Annotated in this window: 17 protein-coding genes; 8 read left to right on the forward strand and 9 right to left on the reverse strand. The window is 70.0% G+C overall.

All coding sequences use genetic code 11. The features are described 5' to 3' along the window. The first annotated feature begins 75 nt into the window (after nucleotides 1-75). From NE236_RS04350 to NE236_RS04360, 3 genes are all read left to right on the forward strand, one after another. Nucleotides 76-612, forward strand: a complete 537-nt coding sequence (locus NE236_RS04350) for a hypothetical protein (protein ID WP_252840463.1) — start codon at nucleotides 76-78, stop codon at nucleotides 610-612. An 87-nt stretch (nucleotides 613-699) separates the two neighbouring features. Beyond that, nucleotides 700-1,644: an RNA polymerase sigma-70 factor gene (locus NE236_RS04355; RefSeq protein ID WP_252840464.1), complete on the forward strand. Its 945-nt coding sequence runs from the start codon at nucleotides 700-702 to the stop codon at nucleotides 1,642-1,644. Nucleotides 1,645-2,167: 523 nt separating this feature from the next. Then, nucleotides 2,168-2,512 (forward strand): RNA polymerase-binding protein RbpA, encoded by a 345-nt coding sequence (locus tag NE236_RS04360; RefSeq protein WP_252783493.1) that lies wholly within the window; start codon nucleotides 2,168-2,170, stop codon nucleotides 2,510-2,512. Between the two features lie 61 nt (nucleotides 2,513-2,573). Here the strand turns inward: NE236_RS04360 and NE236_RS04365 are convergent, their stop codons facing one another. After that, nucleotides 2,574-3,080 (reverse strand): FxsA family protein, encoded by a 507-nt coding sequence (locus NE236_RS04365; RefSeq protein ID WP_252840465.1) that lies wholly within the window; start codon nucleotides 3,078-3,080, stop codon nucleotides 2,574-2,576. Nucleotides 3,081-3,427: 347 nt separating this feature from the next. Between NE236_RS04365 and NE236_RS04370 the strand changes: the two genes are divergently transcribed. Both NE236_RS04370 and ligD read left to right on the forward strand, forming a co-directional pair. Continuing rightward, nucleotides 3,428-3,700, forward strand: coding sequence for a hypothetical protein (locus NE236_RS04370; RefSeq protein ID WP_252840466.1), 273 nt, complete (start codon nucleotides 3,428-3,430; stop codon nucleotides 3,698-3,700). Between the two features lie 38 nt (nucleotides 3,701-3,738). Then, complete coding sequence (gene ligD / locus NE236_RS04375) at nucleotides 3,739-4,701, forward strand: non-homologous end-joining DNA ligase (protein ID WP_252840467.1); 963 nt, start codon at nucleotides 3,739-3,741, stop codon at nucleotides 4,699-4,701. 96 nt (nucleotides 4,702-4,797) lie between these two features. On the opposite strand, the gene NE236_RS04380 is transcribed toward ligD, so the two are convergent. Genes NE236_RS04380 through NE236_RS04395 form a run of 4 tightly spaced genes read right to left on the reverse strand, consistent with a single transcriptional unit; the run spans nucleotide 4,798 to nucleotide 8,789 of the window. After that, a complete protein-coding gene (locus NE236_RS04380) occupies nucleotides 4,798-5,991 on the reverse strand; it encodes a mandelate racemase/muconate lactonizing enzyme family protein (protein WP_252840468.1) in 1,194 nt (397 codons plus the stop codon). Further along, the gene (locus tag NE236_RS04385; protein ID WP_252840469.1) at nucleotides 5,988-7,007 is read right to left on the reverse strand and encodes a substrate-binding domain-containing protein; all 1,020 of its coding nucleotides are present in this window, start codon (nucleotides 7,005-7,007) and stop codon (nucleotides 5,988-5,990) included. Before NE236_RS04385 ends, NE236_RS04380 begins: the two co-directional genes overlap by 4 nt. After that, nucleotides 7,007-8,023 (reverse strand): ABC transporter permease, encoded by a 1,017-nt coding sequence (locus NE236_RS04390; protein ID WP_252840470.1) that lies wholly within the window; start codon nucleotides 8,021-8,023, stop codon nucleotides 7,007-7,009. The genes NE236_RS04385 and NE236_RS04390 overlap by 1 nt, the downstream gene beginning before the upstream one ends. 4 nt (nucleotides 8,024-8,027) lie before the next feature. Continuing rightward, on the reverse strand, nucleotides 8,028-8,789 hold the full coding sequence (locus NE236_RS04395; protein WP_252840471.1) for an ATP-binding cassette domain-containing protein: 762 nt from the start codon (nucleotides 8,787-8,789) through the stop codon (nucleotides 8,028-8,030). Between the two features lie 217 nt (nucleotides 8,790-9,006). Between NE236_RS04395 and NE236_RS04400 the strand changes: the two genes are divergently transcribed. After that, complete coding sequence (locus tag NE236_RS04400) at nucleotides 9,007-9,759, forward strand: FadR/GntR family transcriptional regulator (RefSeq protein ID WP_252840472.1); 753 nt, start codon at nucleotides 9,007-9,009, stop codon at nucleotides 9,757-9,759. A 40-nt stretch (nucleotides 9,760-9,799) separates the two neighbouring features. Here NE236_RS04400 and NE236_RS04405 read toward each other — a convergent pair whose 3' ends face one another. After that, nucleotides 9,800-10,777: a zinc-binding dehydrogenase gene (locus NE236_RS04405; protein WP_252840473.1), complete on the reverse strand. Its 978-nt coding sequence runs from the start codon at nucleotides 10,775-10,777 to the stop codon at nucleotides 9,800-9,802. Nucleotides 10,778-10,837: 60 nt separating this feature from the next. On the opposite strand from NE236_RS04405, the gene NE236_RS04410 reads away from it, so the two are divergent. Together NE236_RS04410 and NE236_RS04415 are read left to right on the forward strand one after the other, a co-directional pair. Continuing rightward, nucleotides 10,838-11,941, forward strand: a complete 1,104-nt coding sequence (locus NE236_RS04410; protein ID WP_252840474.1) for a cellulase-like family protein — start codon at nucleotides 10,838-10,840, stop codon at nucleotides 11,939-11,941. Between the two features lie 168 nt (nucleotides 11,942-12,109). After that, the gene (locus NE236_RS04415; protein WP_252840475.1) at nucleotides 12,110-12,550 is read left to right on the forward strand and encodes a hypothetical protein; all 441 of its coding nucleotides are present in this window, start codon (nucleotides 12,110-12,112) and stop codon (nucleotides 12,548-12,550) included. Between the two features lie 103 nt (nucleotides 12,551-12,653). On the opposite strand, the gene NE236_RS04420 is transcribed toward NE236_RS04415, so the two are convergent. The 3 genes from NE236_RS04420 to kal all read right to left on the reverse strand — a co-directional run bounded on the left by NE236_RS04420 (nucleotide 12,654) and on the right by kal (nucleotide 16,074). Then, the gene (locus NE236_RS04420) at nucleotides 12,654-13,406 is read right to left on the reverse strand and encodes a polyprenol monophosphomannose synthase (protein WP_252840476.1); all 753 of its coding nucleotides are present in this window, start codon (nucleotides 13,404-13,406) and stop codon (nucleotides 12,654-12,656) included. A gap of 3 nt (nucleotides 13,407-13,409) precedes the next feature. Beyond that, nucleotides 13,410-15,068, reverse strand: a complete 1,659-nt coding sequence (lnt, locus tag NE236_RS04425) for an apolipoprotein N-acyltransferase (protein ID WP_252840477.1) — start codon at nucleotides 15,066-15,068, stop codon at nucleotides 13,410-13,412. A gap of 601 nt (nucleotides 15,069-15,669) precedes the next feature. Continuing rightward, nucleotides 15,670-16,074, reverse strand: coding sequence for a 3-aminobutyryl-CoA ammonia lyase (kal, locus tag NE236_RS04430; RefSeq protein ID WP_252840478.1), 405 nt, complete (start codon nucleotides 16,072-16,074; stop codon nucleotides 15,670-15,672). Nucleotides 16,075-16,131: the final 57 nt, after the last annotated feature.

The raw sequence follows: 16,131 nt of genomic DNA on the forward strand, positions 1-16,131 counted from the left end.
GATTGGTCACACGATCCACATGTTCAGGGCCGCGACAGTATAGCCTGTATCCCGAGCAGGATGTGAGAGGGGCACATGGCCTTCGTAGCGCACACGGCGCAGAACATTGAGAGCACCGCGGAGAACCTCCAGGAGGAACTGCGTCGCCTCCAGGCCCAGAAGCAGGCCCTGGAGAGGGAACTGGCAGCGGTCGTCGCTCACCTCGGCTCGGTGCAGAAGACCCTTGACGCGCTGCAGGAGCTGATGCTCACCGTGCCACCCGCCGGCCCCACGACCACCGCCGGGGACCGGATGGGAGAGCAGCAGCCGACAGCACCCACTCCCGAACCCGGACAAGAAGACACCGGCTCCGCCGGTTCTGAACCACCGCCACGGCCCACCCGAGGCGACCCCTCCACGCCGGGAGCGTACGGCCAACTCACCGAACAAATCTTGAGCTACTTCGCGACCATCGGCGATACCAACGTCCGCGCGCGGGACGTCGCCGCCGCTCTGGGACGTGACACCGACGCTGGAAGCATCAACGCAGTTCGTAGCACACTCGACCGTCTTGCCAGCGGCTCCCGTATCAAGCGCACCGGGCGCGGGCTCTACTGCGCCAACCTTTCGTAACGCTCGCGCACGATACCGTGCCGGCCCGGTGGCGCGACCTCGGTAGGCTGGGCCGACCAGCAACGGACGGCGTCGGGCGGGCGGTGTATGCGGGCGGCAAAGCCGGGAACGGACAGCGGGCTCGACCAGGCCGCCTCTGTTTTCCTGAAGTTGCGTCCGCACCTGTTCGGCATCGCCTACCGCATGCTCGGGAGCGTGGCGGAGGCCGAGGACATCCTCCAGGAGGTCTGGCTGCGCTGGCAGAAGACCGACCGCACCGTCGTGCTCGACCCTCCGGCCTTCCTCGCGCGGACCACCACCCGTTTGGCCATCAACGTCTCCCAGTCCGCCAGGGCGCGACGCGAGACCTACGTCGGGCCCTGGCTGCCCGACCCCGTTGACACCAGCGTCGATCCCGCGGTGGGGGCCGAACGCGGGGAGGCACTGGAGCTCGCCGTCCTGCTCCTGCTGGAAAAACTCAGCCCCACCGAACGCGCTGCGTACATCCTCCGTGAGGCGTTCGACTACCCGTACGGCGATATCGCGGACATCCTCCAGCTCAGCGCCGTCAACACCCGCCAGATCGTCAGCCGCGCCCGCAAACGCCTGTCCGCCGAGCGGCGCGAACCTGTCGACCCGGCCGAGCACCGGCGGCTCTTGGAGGCGTTCCTCGCCGCCGCCCGGGCAGGCGACGTCGCCGCCCTCGAGAACCTCTTCGCCGCGGACGCCATCAGCTACACCGACGGCGGCGGTATCAGGGGGGCCGCGAGGATCCCCGTGGCCGGCCACACCCGCGTGGCGAAGTTCATCGTCGCCTTCGGGCCACGCGTTTGGCCGGGCGCGGAGCTGGCATGGGTGGAGGCGAACGGAAGCCCCGGCGTTCTGGTCTCCCGCGACGGCACGGACGTCGCACTGCTGACCATCGAGGCTCTACCGCAGGGCATCCACACGCTCCGGTGGGTGATGAACCCGGTGAAGCTCGAAGCGTTCGGACGCTCGCGTGGACGCGCAGGTGCCCGCGATGTCACATCAGAGGGATCTACCCGGTCGTAACCGATGGACGGCCGCAGTGGCCGCCATGCAGTGCCGGCCGGGCCGAAGGCGCCGAGCAGGCCTACCGTCATCGTCCAGTGCCAACGGCCCACCCGAGGGCAGATTGAGCTCCCGACCTGGCGCGCCGAGAACCGAAGGGACAACCGCAGCGACAGCGCCGGTGTGAAGATGATCGACACGAGCGGCACCGCGTCGGAGCCCTTGACGACGAGATGGCCAGGCGTCTCCCGCACGCGACAGAGCGAACTGGAGTTCGCCGCTACGGAGCGTTACATCGATGATGTAACCGTTACGCGTTACACCCCGAAGCAGGCCGACTGACCCCGAACGATCCGGAGTACTCCGCACCCCTACCCTGGCACGCGCTGATGGACTGTTTCCGCTGCTCAGCCGACGGAAGCCGGGATGGCCTCGGGAAACTCCGAGTCTTCGTAGGGTTGGATCCAGGCCAAGGCGGGAATCTTGTCTCGGTATCCAGCGTTCACGTTAGTACGAACGCAAGCCGTCTGGGAGGCACGTCACGATGGCCGAGCGCGCACTTCGCGGCACCCGACTCGGAGCCACGAGCTACGAGAACGATCGAAACACCGACCTGGCCCCTCGTCAGGAGGTCATGTACGACTGCCCGAAGGGCCACCGGTTCACCGTCATCCTGGCCGCGGAGGCCGAGGTGCCGATGACCTGGGAGTGCCGGAGCTGCGGCGCCACCGCCCTGATGGTCAACGGTGAGATGCCCCAGTCCAAGAAGGGGAAACCCCCCCGCACGCACTGGGACATGCTCATGGAGCGCCGCACGATCGAAGACCTTGAGGAGGTCCTGGCCGAGCGATTGGCCGTGCTGCGCGCCCAGCGCAGAAGGACCGCGTAACCGAACGCCGAACGCACACGGGCCGTGCCGTCAGCCCCTCGACGGCACGGCCCGTGCGTGTTCAGCGCCGGTCGCCCTCCCTGTCGTCCTCGACGACCTCTCCGCGCACGACCCGCGGCCCCGGATCCGGCTCCGGCCCGGGACCCGGCCCGTACACACCGCCCAGGTCCCCGAACCGCAGCCCGCTCCGCCGTCGCGCCGTCGAGACCCGCCGCGCGATGAGCCGCGACAGCAGTCGGCGTACGAGCGGCCGCGTGAACGGCAGCACGAACAGGAACCCGAAGAAGTCCGTCACGAAGCCGGGCGTCAGCAGCAGCACACCGCCGACCAGCACCAGCCCGGCGTCGGCGAGCTCCCGGTCGGGCATTCCCCCGCCGCCGAAGGTCTCCTTCAGCGCCCGCCACGCCCGCCGGCCCTCATGCCGGACGATCCACGCCCCCAGGAGGCTCTCGGCCAGCAGCAGCGCCACCGTGGGCCAGCCGCCGATCAGCTCGCCCACCTGGATGATGACGTAGATCTCCAGGACGGGCAGCAGGAGGAACGCGAGGAACAGCACCACAGGGAGCATGTCTCCATTGTGGCGTGCCCGACGGGGCGTTGACCGACGTGGACGAGGGACGTGTTCGCCGCGTTGAGAGTTCCCGGTTCGCTGCGGGCGGACACGCCCGCGCTCGGGCCGCGTTTCGTCGCGATTCGCCTTCGGCGCTCTGCTCGAGGCGCCGGCCGGCGCCGGCACCCCGGTGGCGATCACCGCGCTCATGCGGATCACGCACGGTGCCCGTCGCGCCGGGGCCCGTCCCGGCGGAGCAGTTGGCGGTGATTTGAACACCGCGCCGGCGTAGTGCCCCAGGCCCCGGGTACCGGTCCCTATCGAGGGAACCGCAGGTCAACGGGGGGTTAACGATGTTGAGGCTCATGCGCCGTGCGGGCATCACGTCCGACATGATGTACATCGCCGGCTTCGGGTCCATCCTCGCGTCGGTCGGGACGTGGGCGCTGTCGATGCGAACCGAGAAGGCCGGGATGCACCGCGCCGACCACTGGGGGATCTTCGTCGGCGAGTGGGCGCCGACATTCTTCGCGGTCGGCGTCGCGCTCCGGATGGAAGAGGAGTACGGCGAGGAGATGCCCGGCGAGAGGGCCGAGCGGATGAAGCGGCGCGCCCGGGAGGCGATGCCGGTCGGCTGACCCGCGCGTACGCCCGGAGAAGATCACCGGAGTCCCGGTTGGCCGAGCTGCCGCGGCTCGTCCGGCCCATGACGCCCCTGCCGAGACGGTCGCTGCCACCGGATGAGGACGAGTACGGGTGGGAGCTGAAGTGGGACGGCGTCCGGGCGGTCGCCTACGTCCAGGGTGGCGGTCTGCGGCTGACGTCCCGCAATGACAAGGACATGACGCGCTCCTACCCGGAACTCGCCGTCCTGGCCCGGATGCTTCCCCGCCCTGCGGTCCTCGACGGTGAGATCGTCGCCCTGCGCGACGGCCGGCCGAGCTTCGCGACCCTGCAGAACCGGATGCACGTCCAGCGCCCTGGCGAGCGGCTCATGCGGGCGGTGCCCGTCCAGTACTACCTGTTCGACCTGCTGCACCTGGACGAGGAGTCGCTGCTGCCCCGGCCGTACACCGAACGGCGGGACCTCCTCGACGGGCTCGGTCTCGACCGGGAGCCGGTGCGCGTCCCGCCGTGGTGGCGGGGCGAGGGAGAGAGCGTCTTCGCGGTGGGCCTGGCCCAGGGCCTGGAGGGCGTCGTCGGTAAGCCGCTGCGGTCACGCTACTACCCGGGACGGCGCGGGCCATGGATCAAGGTGAAGAACGTTCGTCACCAGGAGGTGGTCGTCGCCGGGTGGCTGCCGGGCGCGGGACGCCGCGCCGACATGATCGGGTCCTTGGCGCTGGGCGTCCACGACGAGGGCCGGCTGCGGTACGCGGGCAATGTGGGGACCGGCTTCAGTGAGACGGACCTGCGGGACCTGGCCGCCCGGCTCGCGCCACTCGCCCGCGACGCCGACCCGTTCGATCCGCCCGCTCCCCGGGAGGTCGCCCGCCGTGCGCACTGGGTCGAACCCGAGCTCGTGGGCGAGGTGGCGTTCGGCGAGTGGACCCTGGACGGCATTCTGCGGCATCCCAGCTGGCGGGGCCTGCGGCCGGACAAGAAGCCGGAGGAGGTCCGCCGTGAAGACCCGGCTTGATGGCGTTCTTCCGGCGTGTCCATTTGCGGGATCATGGTGACGAATCGAGCGTTCGGCGCTTTGCTCGGCCAAGGCAGTCAGAATTTCCGGTCGCGGTCAGAGCCGGGTGAGGCGGTGCTGGACCTCGGGGTCGTCGGAGAGCCCAGGGCGGAGCGTCACGCCATGGCCGGGGGCGCGGGACGGCCGTATCGACCCGTCGTCGATCTGCGGCAGGCCGGTGACGAGATCGGCGTACCACGTGCGCAGGAAGGCTCGTACGGTCTCCTGAACCAGCCCGTTGGGCTGGCCGGCGACGAGATGGACGCATGCCGCCAGGGTCACCGGGCCGGTGCAATCGTGCGGGGCCAGCGGCACGCCGTAGGCGTCGGCGAGGACGGCGATCTTCCTCGCCTCGGTGATGCCGCCGGTCCACTGCACATCCACCGTGACCACATCGACGGCGCCCTGGGTGAGCAGCGGCAGGAAGCCGCGCCGCCCGACGCAAGTCTCACCGGTGGCGATGGGCACGTCGGTCTCGGCGGCCAAGTGAGCCAGTGCGTCGACCGCGTCAGGACGCAGCGGGTCCTCCACCCAATACGGCTGGTATGGGGCGATGGCGGCGAGAATGCGGGCGGCAGCCGGCCGGTTCCACAGTCCGTGCAGCTCGACCATGAGGTTCATCCGCGAACCGACCTCGGCCCGGATCGCCTCAAGGACGGCGAGTCCCTCATCGAGGTCGGGTGTGGTGATCTCGGTGCCGCCGGTCCGCTCTGCCGCCCGGTCGAACGGCCAGATCTTCATTCCGCCGATGCCTTCGTCGGCCAGCTCGCGGGCGAGGCGGCCGGGATCGGTGAGGAAGGCGCGCAGGTCGTCGTAGCGTTCGGTGTCGTGCAGGCCCCAGTTGGCCGACTCCTGCCGCGTGCTGGTGCGGACATAGCCGGGGCCCGCGCAGGTGTTGTAGATCGGGACGGCGTCGCGTACCGCCCCGCCGAGCAGGTCGACCAGCGGCAGCCCGGCGGTCTTGCCGAGCAGGTCCCACAGCGCGATGTCCACGGCACCGTTGCCGCGGGTCTCGGCACCGGCGCCCTGGTAGCCGACGTAGCTGGTCAGCATCCGGGCACAGCGCTCGGGGGTCGGGTCCGGCAGTCCGAGCAGTACCGGCGCGACGGTGTCGTGCAGGTACGACTCCACCGCACCGGCCCCGTAGAACGCCTCGCCCAGTCCGGTCACGCCGGCGTCGGTATGCAGCAGGAGCAGCAGCAGGTTGGGGTGGACGCGGGGCCGCAGAGTCTCCAGCGCGACGATCTTCACGCGAACCCTGCCTCCCGGCGGATGACGGCGTCGATGTTGGAGGAGCTGACGATCTCGGCCCCGGTGTCGTAGTCGCGCGCCGGGTAGCCGGGATCGAGTTCCATGGCCAGCAGCGTGGCGGCGATCCAGCCCTGGGCGTACGGGTTCTGTCCGAGGGTGAAGTCGATCGTGCCGCCCTTGATCCCTTCGAGGATCGGGTTGACGAGGTCGAAACCGCCGACCGCGAACCGCCGACGGATGTTCTGCTGCTTGATCCACGCGGCGACGAACTGGTGGTCGACTCCGGACATCGACCAGCCGGCGATCCGGTCGCGCTCCTTGCGATACTTGGCGTCGATCTTTCCGAGGGCCTGGGTCTGCTCGAACGAGCTCACGAAGTCGTCGCCGGCGAAGGATGTCCCGTGGGCCTTGTTGTAGGCGTCGATCCCCCGCTTCATGCCCTGGATCCGCTGCTCGAGAGCGCTGTTGCCGGGATCTCCGTTGCCCAGCACGATCAGGCCGTCCTTGCGGCCGAGCCGCTGGGCGTACTCGCAGATCTGCTGTCCGCACAGCTCGCCCGCCGGCCCGAAGTCCTGCCCGACGAAGGCGAGGGAGAGCTTCTCCCGTCCGGCGCTGGCCACGTTGGACAGCACGATCTTGATGTTCTGCTTGAGCGCACGCTCGATGTTGGCGTCGAAGGAATGGTCGTCGATCCGGGTCAGGATGAGCCCGTCCGGGCGCGCGTTGATCGCGCTCTGCTGCAGCTCGACGGTCTTCTGGATGTCCAGCGCAGGAGGGCCGGTGAACTGGGTCTGCCAGCCGAGCATCCTGCCGGCGTTCAAGAAGCCCGCCTTGATCGGCTCGAAGAACGGCGATCGGTCGTGCGCCACGAAGATGACCTTCTTGCCGCGCTGGAGGTGTTCGCCGCCCTTTGACGCGTCGGGCTTTTTCTCGCTGGCGCATGCCGCCAGCGAGCCGAGCATGCCGAGCGCCGCGCCACCGACCATGGTCCGGCGGGACATATCCGCGTTTGTCATCATGCCTCCCTACGGGCCGGCGACCGTCGCCCGACCAGTGTGTTGACCATCACCGCGGCCAGGATGAGCATGCCGGTCGCGATCTGCTGCCAGTTGTTGTCGATGCCGAACAGCACGAGGGCATTGCTGATCACCCCGGTCAGCACCGCGCCGAGAAACGTGCCGAACAGGCTGCCTCTGCCGCCGAACAGGCTCGCGCCGCCGATCACGATGGCCGCCACGGCGAGCAGTTCGTAATTGGTTCCCGTGGTCGGGGGCGCGTCTCCGAACTGAGCGTTGATGATGACGGCGGCCAGCCCGGCCAGCCCGCCACTGATGGCGAAGCAGATCGTTTTGACTCGTGCCGTGGGGATGCCTGCGTTGGCGGCCGCCGACCGATCGCCGCCGGTCGCGTAGACGTGATATCCGAAGACCGTCTTCGCCAGGACGAAGCCGCCGACGATCATGGCACCGACCATCCACAGCGTCTCCGCGCTCAGGTTGGGCAGCGGGTAGCCGGCGAACAGTTTCTGGAAGACCGGCAGGCGCGAACTGTCCACCGGCATGCCGTCGGCGACGAGCAGGGCGAAGCCGCGCAGGATCCCCATACCGGCGAGCGTCACGATGAACGACGGGATGCCGAGCCGTGTGGTGATCAGACCGTTGACCGTCCCGATCCCGACGCCGATGATCAGGACCAGCGGCACCGCCGCGCCCACCGGAATGCCGACCCCCGTGACGAACGTCGCCAGCGTCACCGCCAGGAACCCGTACAAGGATCCGACCGACAGGTCGATCTCACCGGAGATCAGGACGAACGTGACGCCCACCGCGATGATCCCGAGGATGGAGATCTGCTGGGCGACGGCGAGCAGGTTCGAGGTCGTCAGAAACCGATCGGCGAATAGCACGCAGGTGACGAAGACGCCCACGGTGGCGGTCACGACGCCGAACTCGCGCGCGGTCAACAACTGATGAACGAGCCCGCCCGGGCCGTCGTCGACGTTGATGCGAGGCGCTGCGGTCAACTCGGTCATGTGATCACTCCGGCCGGGTCGGTACATCGGTGAGCAGCGATGACGCTGTATCGCCGAGGATGAGTCCGACGATCTCGGCCGCGGTGGTCTCGCTGATCTCGCGTACGCCCGCCACCACGCCGCCGCGCATCACCGCGACCCGGTCGGCCACCGCGAGCACGTGATCGACGTTGTGGCTGACCATGACGACCGACTTCCCCTGCGACCGCAGATCGCCGATCAGGTCCAGCACATTGCGCTGCTGCTCCGGGCCGAGCGCGGCGGTCGGCTCGTCCAGCAGCACCAGGCGCCCGCCCTCGTGTACGGCGCGAGCGATGGCGATGGACTGCCGCTGCCCGCCCGACAGGCCACCGACCGGAAGCCGGACCGACGAGATGTGAATGCGCAGCGTGTCGAGCACCTCGCGAGCCTCGCGGCGCATGCGCCGGGCGTCCACCAGCCCCCGCCGGTGCGGCTCGCGGCCCAGGAACACGTTCGTTGCCACGTCGCGGGTGTCGACCAGGCCGAGGTCCTGGAACACCACCGAGACTCCGCGGTCCACCGCGTCGCGCGGGTTCCGGAACGACACCGGCTCGCCGTCCATGCGCAGCTCTCCCGCGTCTGGCCGGTACGCACCACAGATGATCTTGATGAGCGTCGACTTTCCGGCGCCGTTGTCTCCCATCAGGCCGAGCACCTCCGCGGGCCGTACGGCGAGATCCACACCGCGCAGGGCCTCGACGCCCCCGAACCTCTTGCGCAGACCGATCGCCTCGAACAGCGCCATCGCGTCGCCTCCCGGATTTGGTCAAACCGGTCTTACCAGAGCGATACCATGTCCTCTCACTGGCATCGGTGTCAAGAGCTGGTCGATCGACCCATCACCCCAGTGAAACCCGGTTCTCAAGGCCAGACCGACCACGCGTGCCCGGTGCCGGAGGATCCTCGGATCGCCGGCGAATCGGTTAGTCTGGTCAGACCTCTTACTCCCTCGGAGGGTCCAAGTGACGGATCTCAACGGCTCGGCCGCCGACCGCGTCCTGACCAAGGAAGCCCTCGTCGAGCGGCTGGAACTCGACCTGCTGTCGACCGGCCCTCCCCCGGGCACCAAGCTGGAGCCCGAACGGCGGCTGGCCGAGCGTTTCGGCGTCAGCCGGCCCATGGTGCGCGAAGCGTTGCGTGCCCTGGAGGCCCTCGGCATGATCGAAGTGCTGCCCGGTCGCGGGGCGTTCGTACGTGACGTGCGCTTGGCCGATGCCGTACGCCCGCTCGACACCTTCGTCCGGCGTCGCAAACCCACTCCGCGCGACCTCGTGCAAGCACGGAGGACGCTGGAGAGCGAGACCGCATCGTTGGCCGCGGCCAACGCCGACGAGGACGACCTGGCCCTCATGGAGTCGGCGCTACAACGCTTCGACGCTGCCACCGACCTGGTGTCCCGTGCCCGCGCGGACGTCGCCTTTCACGCCGCGGTGGCCCGCGCGTCGCACAACCCGGTGATCGAGACCATGTTCGCGTCCATCACCACCCTGGTCTTCGAGCAGATGCTGCGTAGCCTGGGCGACCCGTCGGTGTCCCGAGAGGGGATCCCCTACCATCACGAGGTCCTCGACGCGATCCGGGCACGGGACCCGCAGGCGGCCCGCGCGGCGATGGAGGGACACCTGCTGGTCGCGCTTCGGACCTACGGCAAGGACCTGGATCGCAGCCTCGACTTCATCGCCCAGCGCACGATCGAACAGATGCTGCACGAGTGAACGGCCGCGTGATCGGTCAGGCCCACGGTGGCCTACCCGGTCAGGCCCAGGGGTCGACCAAGATCTTGACGCCGGGTTCTGCCTCGAAGCCGTCCGGCACCACGCGGTCCAGCGGCACCCGCGTCGACGGCAGCGGCCGCGGATCCACCACGCCTGACTCCAGCAGCCGCACCGCCGCCGTGACGTCCTCGTCCCACAGGTGCGCGGCCGAGCCGAGCAGCCGCTTCTCGGCCACCACCACCTCCAGCAGCGGCAGCGGCTCGTCGTCGTCCCGCGTGCCGACCAGCACGACGGTGCCGCCGCGGCGCACCAGCCGTATCGCCTCGCGCACGGCGCCCGGCGCGCCCGAGCACTCCACCACCACGTCGGCCCCGCGCCCGGATACCCGCTCCCCGGGCACGGCCGCCGAGCCGTACGACGCGACCAGCCGTCTGCGCTCGGGATTGGGATCGACGATCGTTATCCGGCCGGCTCCCGCCGCCCTCGCCACCTGCGCCGTCAGCAGCCCGATCGTGCCGCCGCCCAGGATCGCCACGCGGGCGCCCGACAGGTCGCCGGCCTTCCTGCAGGCCCGCACCGCCACCGATGTCGGCTCGGCGAACACGGCCACCTCCGGCGGGGCGTTCACCGGTACGCAGGTGTCCGCCGCGGCCACCACATATCCAGCCAGACCGCCATCGCAGTGCAGACCGATCACCGCGCCGTCGGGACAGATGCCCTCCTGGCGGCGACGGCACCACCAGCACGCGCCGCAGCCCAGCACCACGTCCGGGATGACCCGGGTGCCGTCGACCGTGCCGACGATCTCGTGGCCCAGGGCCAGCGGCGCGGTACGGCCGGTCAGCGGGTTGGGGGCGTCGACCGGGATGTGCACCGGGCCATCGCGGTATTCCTCGACGTCGGTCCCGCAGATCCCGCACAACTCCACCTTCACGAGAACCTCTCCGGGCCCGGGAGAGGGGTCGGGGACCTCCTCCACCCGGACGTCACGTCGTGCATGCCAACGGGCCGCGCGCATCAGCGTCACCTCCGGTCTGACCAAATACAGTCCAACAGTCGCGCCCGTCAAGGAGGCCGCATGACCCGCGCCATCACCATGTGGGACTTTTCCTGGCTGGAACACCCCCGATACGCCGACTGGAACCTGGTCCTCGACGAGCTGGTGGCCCGCGGCTACGACACGGTGCGCATCGACGCCTACCCGCACCTGATCGCCTACGGCGCCGACCGCGGCTGGCGGCTGCTGCCCGTCTGGGACCAGCACGACTGGGGCGCCACCACACCGATCACGGTACGGCTGCGGCCCGCGTTGACCGAGTTCGTCGCCGCCTGCCGTGACAAGGGGGTCGCCGTGGCGCTGTCGTCGTGGTTCCGCCGCGACACCGATGACGTACGGATGCGGATCCGTTCCCCGGAGGAGCACGGCCGTGTGTGGATCGCGACTCTCGCAGAGCTCGATCGCGCCGGGCTGCTCGATGCGATCTGGTATGTCGACCTGTGCAACGAGTTCCCGCTGCGCATATGGGCGCCGTTCGTGTACGAGTCGCCCGGCGGGGACGACCGCCCGCGGCACGACCCCTCCCTGATGGACTGGATGGCCCGCTCGATCGCGACCGTACGCGAGGCGTACCCGACCCTGCCGTACTGCTACTCCGTCGCCGAAGGCGTCGGCGCGCTCGACCGCGAGGATCCCGCACCGGTCGACCTCTACGAACCGCACATCTGGATGGCCCACCCCGACATCAGCGACTTCTACCGGCGCATCGGCTACGACCTGGCGGCCTCCCAGTTCGACCCCCGCCAATACGCGATCCTCGCCGAACGGGCCGAGGCGACCTACCGCGCCGACCCCGAACACTGGCAACGGCTGCTGACCCACGCCATCCACCGGATCGCCGAGGTGGCCCGCAGCCACCGGCGCCCGCTGGTGACCACCGAATGCTGGTCGATCGTCAACTACAAGGACCTGCCCGGCCTCGACTGGGGATGGGTCAAGGAGCTCTGTGCCCTGGGTGTCCGGGAGGCCGCCGCGACCGGCTGCTGGGCTGCCATCTCCACCAGCAACTTCAGCGGACCACAGTTCTCCCTGTGGGACGACATCGACTGGCACCGTGGCCTCAACGAACAAATCCGCCTCGCGCCCGGATGCATGGACAATAGAGCTGCAAGCCGTTTGCAATAGCGCTGAGCACCTCGAACTGGGTTGATGGCGTTCTTCCGGCGTGTTCATTTGCGGGATCATGGTGGCGACAGCAGAGTTGCCCCGGCGTTCCGTCCGGTCGCGATCCGGTGCCTCACCGGACGCGACCGCGCCCGCGGAACGCCTTCCCCTCACTTTTGGAGTGTCGTCGTGCGCAAGCATGTGCTCGTTCTCGTCGCCGTGGCCGGCCTGGGCCTGGCGGGCTGCGGCAGCGGATCCGCGCATCATGACAAGGCCGCCGCGTCCGCTCCCGCGAGCGGTGCGGCGGCGGGGATTCCGCTGCCCACCTCCTCACCCCGGGGCGACAGCGACGCCCCCACGTGCACGACCGTCTCCTACCGGGTCACCGGCGCGGGCGTCGAGGTCGGCGCCCAGGTGGGCAAGACCCCCATCACCCTCAACTTCGAGGCCGATGACGCCGACGACAACCCCGTGACGGGCGATCCGAAGACCTCGGGCGTCACCTACGCCTTCAAGGGCGGTGACACCCGCCACACCCTGGTGATCAAGGGAGTGCGGTCGCTGAACCACGTGACCGTCATCGGCCTGGGCACCGACGAGAACGACTCCTGCCGCGCCTACCAGCGCTGACCCGGGCGGCGCCGTTCCCCTCTCCCGATCACGCCGGGAGGGGGCCGGTGGTCGCCGGCGGTGAAGGCGCTGCGAACTCGGTGGCTCGTCCAGTCGCGGGGCGTCAGCGGCGGCCGCGGCCGGTGAACCGGCCCGCCCAGTAGGCGAAGCCCCACCTGGCGATCCGCAGGAACGCCTCGATCATGATCGCGCGGCTCATCTTGCTGGCGCCGTGGGTGCGCTCGACGAAGCGGATCGGGACCTCGGTCACCCGCAGGCCGTTGCGCACGGTGCGCAGCGTCAGGTCGACCTGGAAGCAGTAGCCCTGCGACGCGACGCCGTCGATGTCGATCTTCTGCAGGGTCGTCGCACGGTAGGCGCGGTAGCCGCCGGTCGCGTCGCGCACCGGGATGCCCAGCATGATCCGGGCGTAGATGTTCGCGCCCCGCGAGATGATCTCGCGGTTCAGCGGCCAGTTCTCCACGGTCCCGCCGCGGATCCACCGGGAGCCGATGACCAGGTCGGCTTCGCCGAGCGCGCTGAGCAGCCGGGGCAGTTCCTCGGGCTGGTGGGAGCCGTCGGCGTCCATCTCGACGAGCACGTCGAAGCCGTGGTCCATCCCCCAGTTGAAGCCGGCGATGTACGCGGCGCCGAGGCCCTCCTTGCCGGCGCGGTGCAGGACGTGCACCCGCTCGTCGCCGTCGGCGAGCCCGTCGGCGATCTTCCCGGTGCCGTCGGGGCTGTTGTCGTCGGCGACCAGGACGTCGGCCTCGGGCACGGCGGCGCGCACCCGGGCGACGATGCTCTCGATGTTCTCCCGCTCGTTGTACGTCGGGATGATCACGAGCACCCGTCCGATGTCCTCTGTGTTCAGCACCGGTCAGGCCCCCCTGCTCGTCCGTGTCCGCCAGGCGGCGGCGACCGCGGCCGCGAGTCCCAGCAGCGCCAGCACCCACTCGGGTGCGGCGCCCAAGTGATCAGTAAGCGTACGCGAGGTGCGCAGCGGCACGCGCCGCACCTGGAGATCCGGTGTGAATTCCTTTGACTGCGCCAGAACCCGGCCGTCCGGCGCGATTATGCCGCTGATCCCGCTCGTGGAGGCCACGAGCATGCTGCGGCCGTGTTCGACCGCGCGCAGCCGCGACATCGCGAACTGCTGGGGGGGCAGGCTCGTGCGCCCGAAGGTCGCGTTGTTGGTCTGCACGACGAGCAGCGGGGCGTCCGCGACATCCCGCACGATCCCGTCGTAAGCAACCTCGAAACAGATGACATCACCGATTTTCACCGGACCGAGCTGAAGGGATCCGCGTGAACGGCCCTTGACGAACTCCCCAACCCGGTCGAAACGCGTGATGAGCTTTCGCAGCACGCCCCGGAAGATCGGGATGTACTCGCCGAACGGCAGCGGGTGGCGTTTGACGTAGTAGGCGCCGGGGCCCTTCGCCGGGTCCCACACGATCCCGCGGTTCTCCACGTGCTCGCCGTCGCCCGCGTCGATGACGGCGCCGACCAGGACGGGCACGCCGATGTCGCGGACGGCCGCGTCGATCACCCCGCGGGCCTGGGCGTCGGCGTAGGGGTCCAGGTCACTGGAGTTCTCCGGCCAGATGACCAGGTCGGGTCGCGCCAGTTTGCCGGCGCGGACCTGCTCGGCCAGCCGGTGGGTCTCGCGGGCGTGGTTGTTGAGCACGGCCTGGCGCTGGCCGAGGAAGTCCAGGCCGACCTGGGGCACGTTGCCCTGGACGACCGCGACGGTCACCGCCCGGCCACCGGTCGGACGGGGCACGAACACACCGATCAACCCGAGGGCGAGCACACCGGCCAGCGCCAGGGCCGCCCAGCGGACCGGGCGGCCTGCGGGCGGGCCCGGCTCGGCGGTCACGGCGGCTCCCTCGGGCCCGGCACCGTCCGCCGCGGCGACCGCGTCCTCCTCGGGCTCCGTGGCCGTGGTCCGGCGCCGCCACAGGAGCAGGACCGCCGCGGCCAGGAGCCCGCCGGTGAGCGCGGTGACGAAGCTGAGCAGCGGCGCCCCGCCCACCGAGGCGTAGCCGGTGAAGGGAGAGGCGCTCTGGCTGAACGCCAGCCGGGCCCAGGGGAAGCCGCCGAACGGCACGCGGCCGCGAATGAACTCCTCGGTGATCCACGCGGCGGCCGTCCATACGGGCCAGCCCCGCAGCCGGGTCACCAGCGCCAGGCCGGCGCCCAGCAGCGCGAAGTACAGCGCCTCGAAGATGCTGAGGGCGATCCAGGCGTCGAGGCCGACGGGCCGCAGTCCCTCGAACGTCGGGAAGCAGAACGCCAGCCCGAACAGCATGCCGAGCCCGGCACCGCGCCGCCAGGTGCGGCCGCGCAGCAGCAGGGCGAGCAGGGCGGTGGCGACGGGTGCCAGCGGCCACCACCCGATCGGCGGGAACGCCGCGGCCAGCAGCAGACCGGCCGCCACCACGCCCGCCGGGCGCGGTAGCCAGGCCGGAACTCGCGACGCCCGGTCGCGTTCGGCGACGCCGGGGGTCTTCTCGGCGAGCATCTCCTGCGCCACCAGCACTCCTCATCAGGTCCGACCGTCTACGGAACGCTACCCGCCGCCGGTGACCGGGACGGAATACGGGCAGCCCGCTTTGGATGGATGATCCCACTTTCGGGGACGAGTCGCACCGGTCGGGAATCAGGTGACTCGAGAAGCCGACGATCCGGGAACGCGAAGGTCGGGCGTGAGGGGCGAATGCGGCCCTGGACACGGAAGAGGACCCGGGCGCTCCCTTCGAACCGGACCCGTCTCGTCGGCGGCGAGCGCGTAGTCCGTTGTCTGATGGGTGCCCAGGCCCTTACCGAGTTCCACCCCCCGCCGGCCGGAGTGCTCCGGCCTCGGGCGGACGCGTGATCGTGCGTCTGGTACGGACGACGGATGGATGCCTGAGCCGACGCGTGCTCGCAACCCCCGTCGCGGCGCAAGATTCGCGGCGCCCCGGTCGGCCGACCGGTCAGTCCTGCGGTGGACGTTCAGGCAACCTATCGAGATCCGTAGCGATGTCAAGGTGCCCACGACCTGCGGATTGCCGCATTTCCGCAGGTCAACGGGGCCGTGACAGCTCCCGGAAATCCCCGGGATCGAGGCCGTTCATCGCGTGTCGGTCAGCCGGTCACGTACCGGCGTGCGGTAGGACGACCGTTCCGGTGGCGGTGACGACGACGAGGGGCTCGGGCAGCACCTCGGCGGCCGACGGCCCCTTGTCCGGGCGCGCCCGGCACACGACGCGCGCCTCGAACGCCAGAGTGCGGCTGCGGCGGCCCGCGCGGATGACCGTCGCGGTCGCCTCCAGGACGTCCCCCGCGTTGACGGGGGCGCGGAACTGCACGTCGTCGTAGGAGGCGAACAGGCCCTCGTCCCCGCCGGCGCGGACGCACACCTCGGTCGCGACGTCCCCGAACATGCCCAGGACGTACGCGCCGTCGACGAGGTTCCCGCCGTAGTGGGCGTGCGCGTAGGGGACGTACCGGCGGTGGGTGACGGTGAGGCCGACGCGCGGGTCCGGTTCGGCGGTCATGCGACCTCCTTCGTCGGAGAAGTGACCAGAGGTGCTGTGCTCATGATTCGCTCGCTC

The organism is Actinoallomurus purpureus (assembly GCF_024055795.1).
Classification (GTDB): domain Bacteria; phylum Actinomycetota; class Actinomycetes; order Streptosporangiales; family Streptosporangiaceae; genus Actinoallomurus; species Actinoallomurus purpureus.

Bases quoted from the DNA above. Each gene is read 5' to 3' on its own strand.
- NE236_RS04350 (WP_252840463.1), top strand. From the start codon at position 76: ATGGCCTTCGTAGCGCACACGGCGCAGAACATTGAGAGCACCGCGGAG.
- NE236_RS04355 (WP_252840464.1), top strand. From the start codon at position 700: ATGCGGGCGGCAAAGCCGGGAACGGACAGCGGGCTCGACCAGGCCGCC.
- NE236_RS04360 (WP_252783493.1), top strand. From the start codon at position 2,168: ATGGCCGAGCGCGCACTTCGCGGCACCCGACTCGGAGCCACGAGCTAC.
- NE236_RS04365 (WP_252840465.1), bottom strand. From the start codon at position 3,080: ATGCTCCCTGTGGTGCTGTTCCTCGCGTTCCTCCTGCTGCCCGTCCTG.
- NE236_RS04370 (WP_252840466.1), top strand. From the start codon at position 3,428: ATGCGCCGTGCGGGCATCACGTCCGACATGATGTACATCGCCGGCTTC.
- NE236_RS04385 (WP_252840469.1), bottom strand. From the start codon at position 7,007: ATGACAAACGCGGATATGTCCCGCCGGACCATGGTCGGTGGCGCGGCG.
- NE236_RS04390 (WP_252840470.1), bottom strand. From the start codon at position 8,023: ATGACCGAGTTGACCGCAGCGCCTCGCATCAACGTCGACGACGGCCCG.
- NE236_RS04395 (WP_252840471.1), bottom strand. From the start codon at position 8,789: ATGGCGCTGTTCGAGGCGATCGGTCTGCGCAAGAGGTTCGGGGGCGTC.
- NE236_RS04405 (WP_252840473.1), bottom strand. From the start codon at position 10,777: ATGCGCGCGGCCCGTTGGCATGCACGACGTGACGTCCGGGTGGAGGAG.
- NE236_RS04410 (WP_252840474.1), top strand. From the start codon at position 10,838: ATGACCCGCGCCATCACCATGTGGGACTTTTCCTGGCTGGAACACCCC.
- kal (WP_252840478.1), bottom strand. From the start codon at position 16,074: ATGACCGCCGAACCGGACCCGCGCGTCGGCCTCACCGTCACCCACCGC.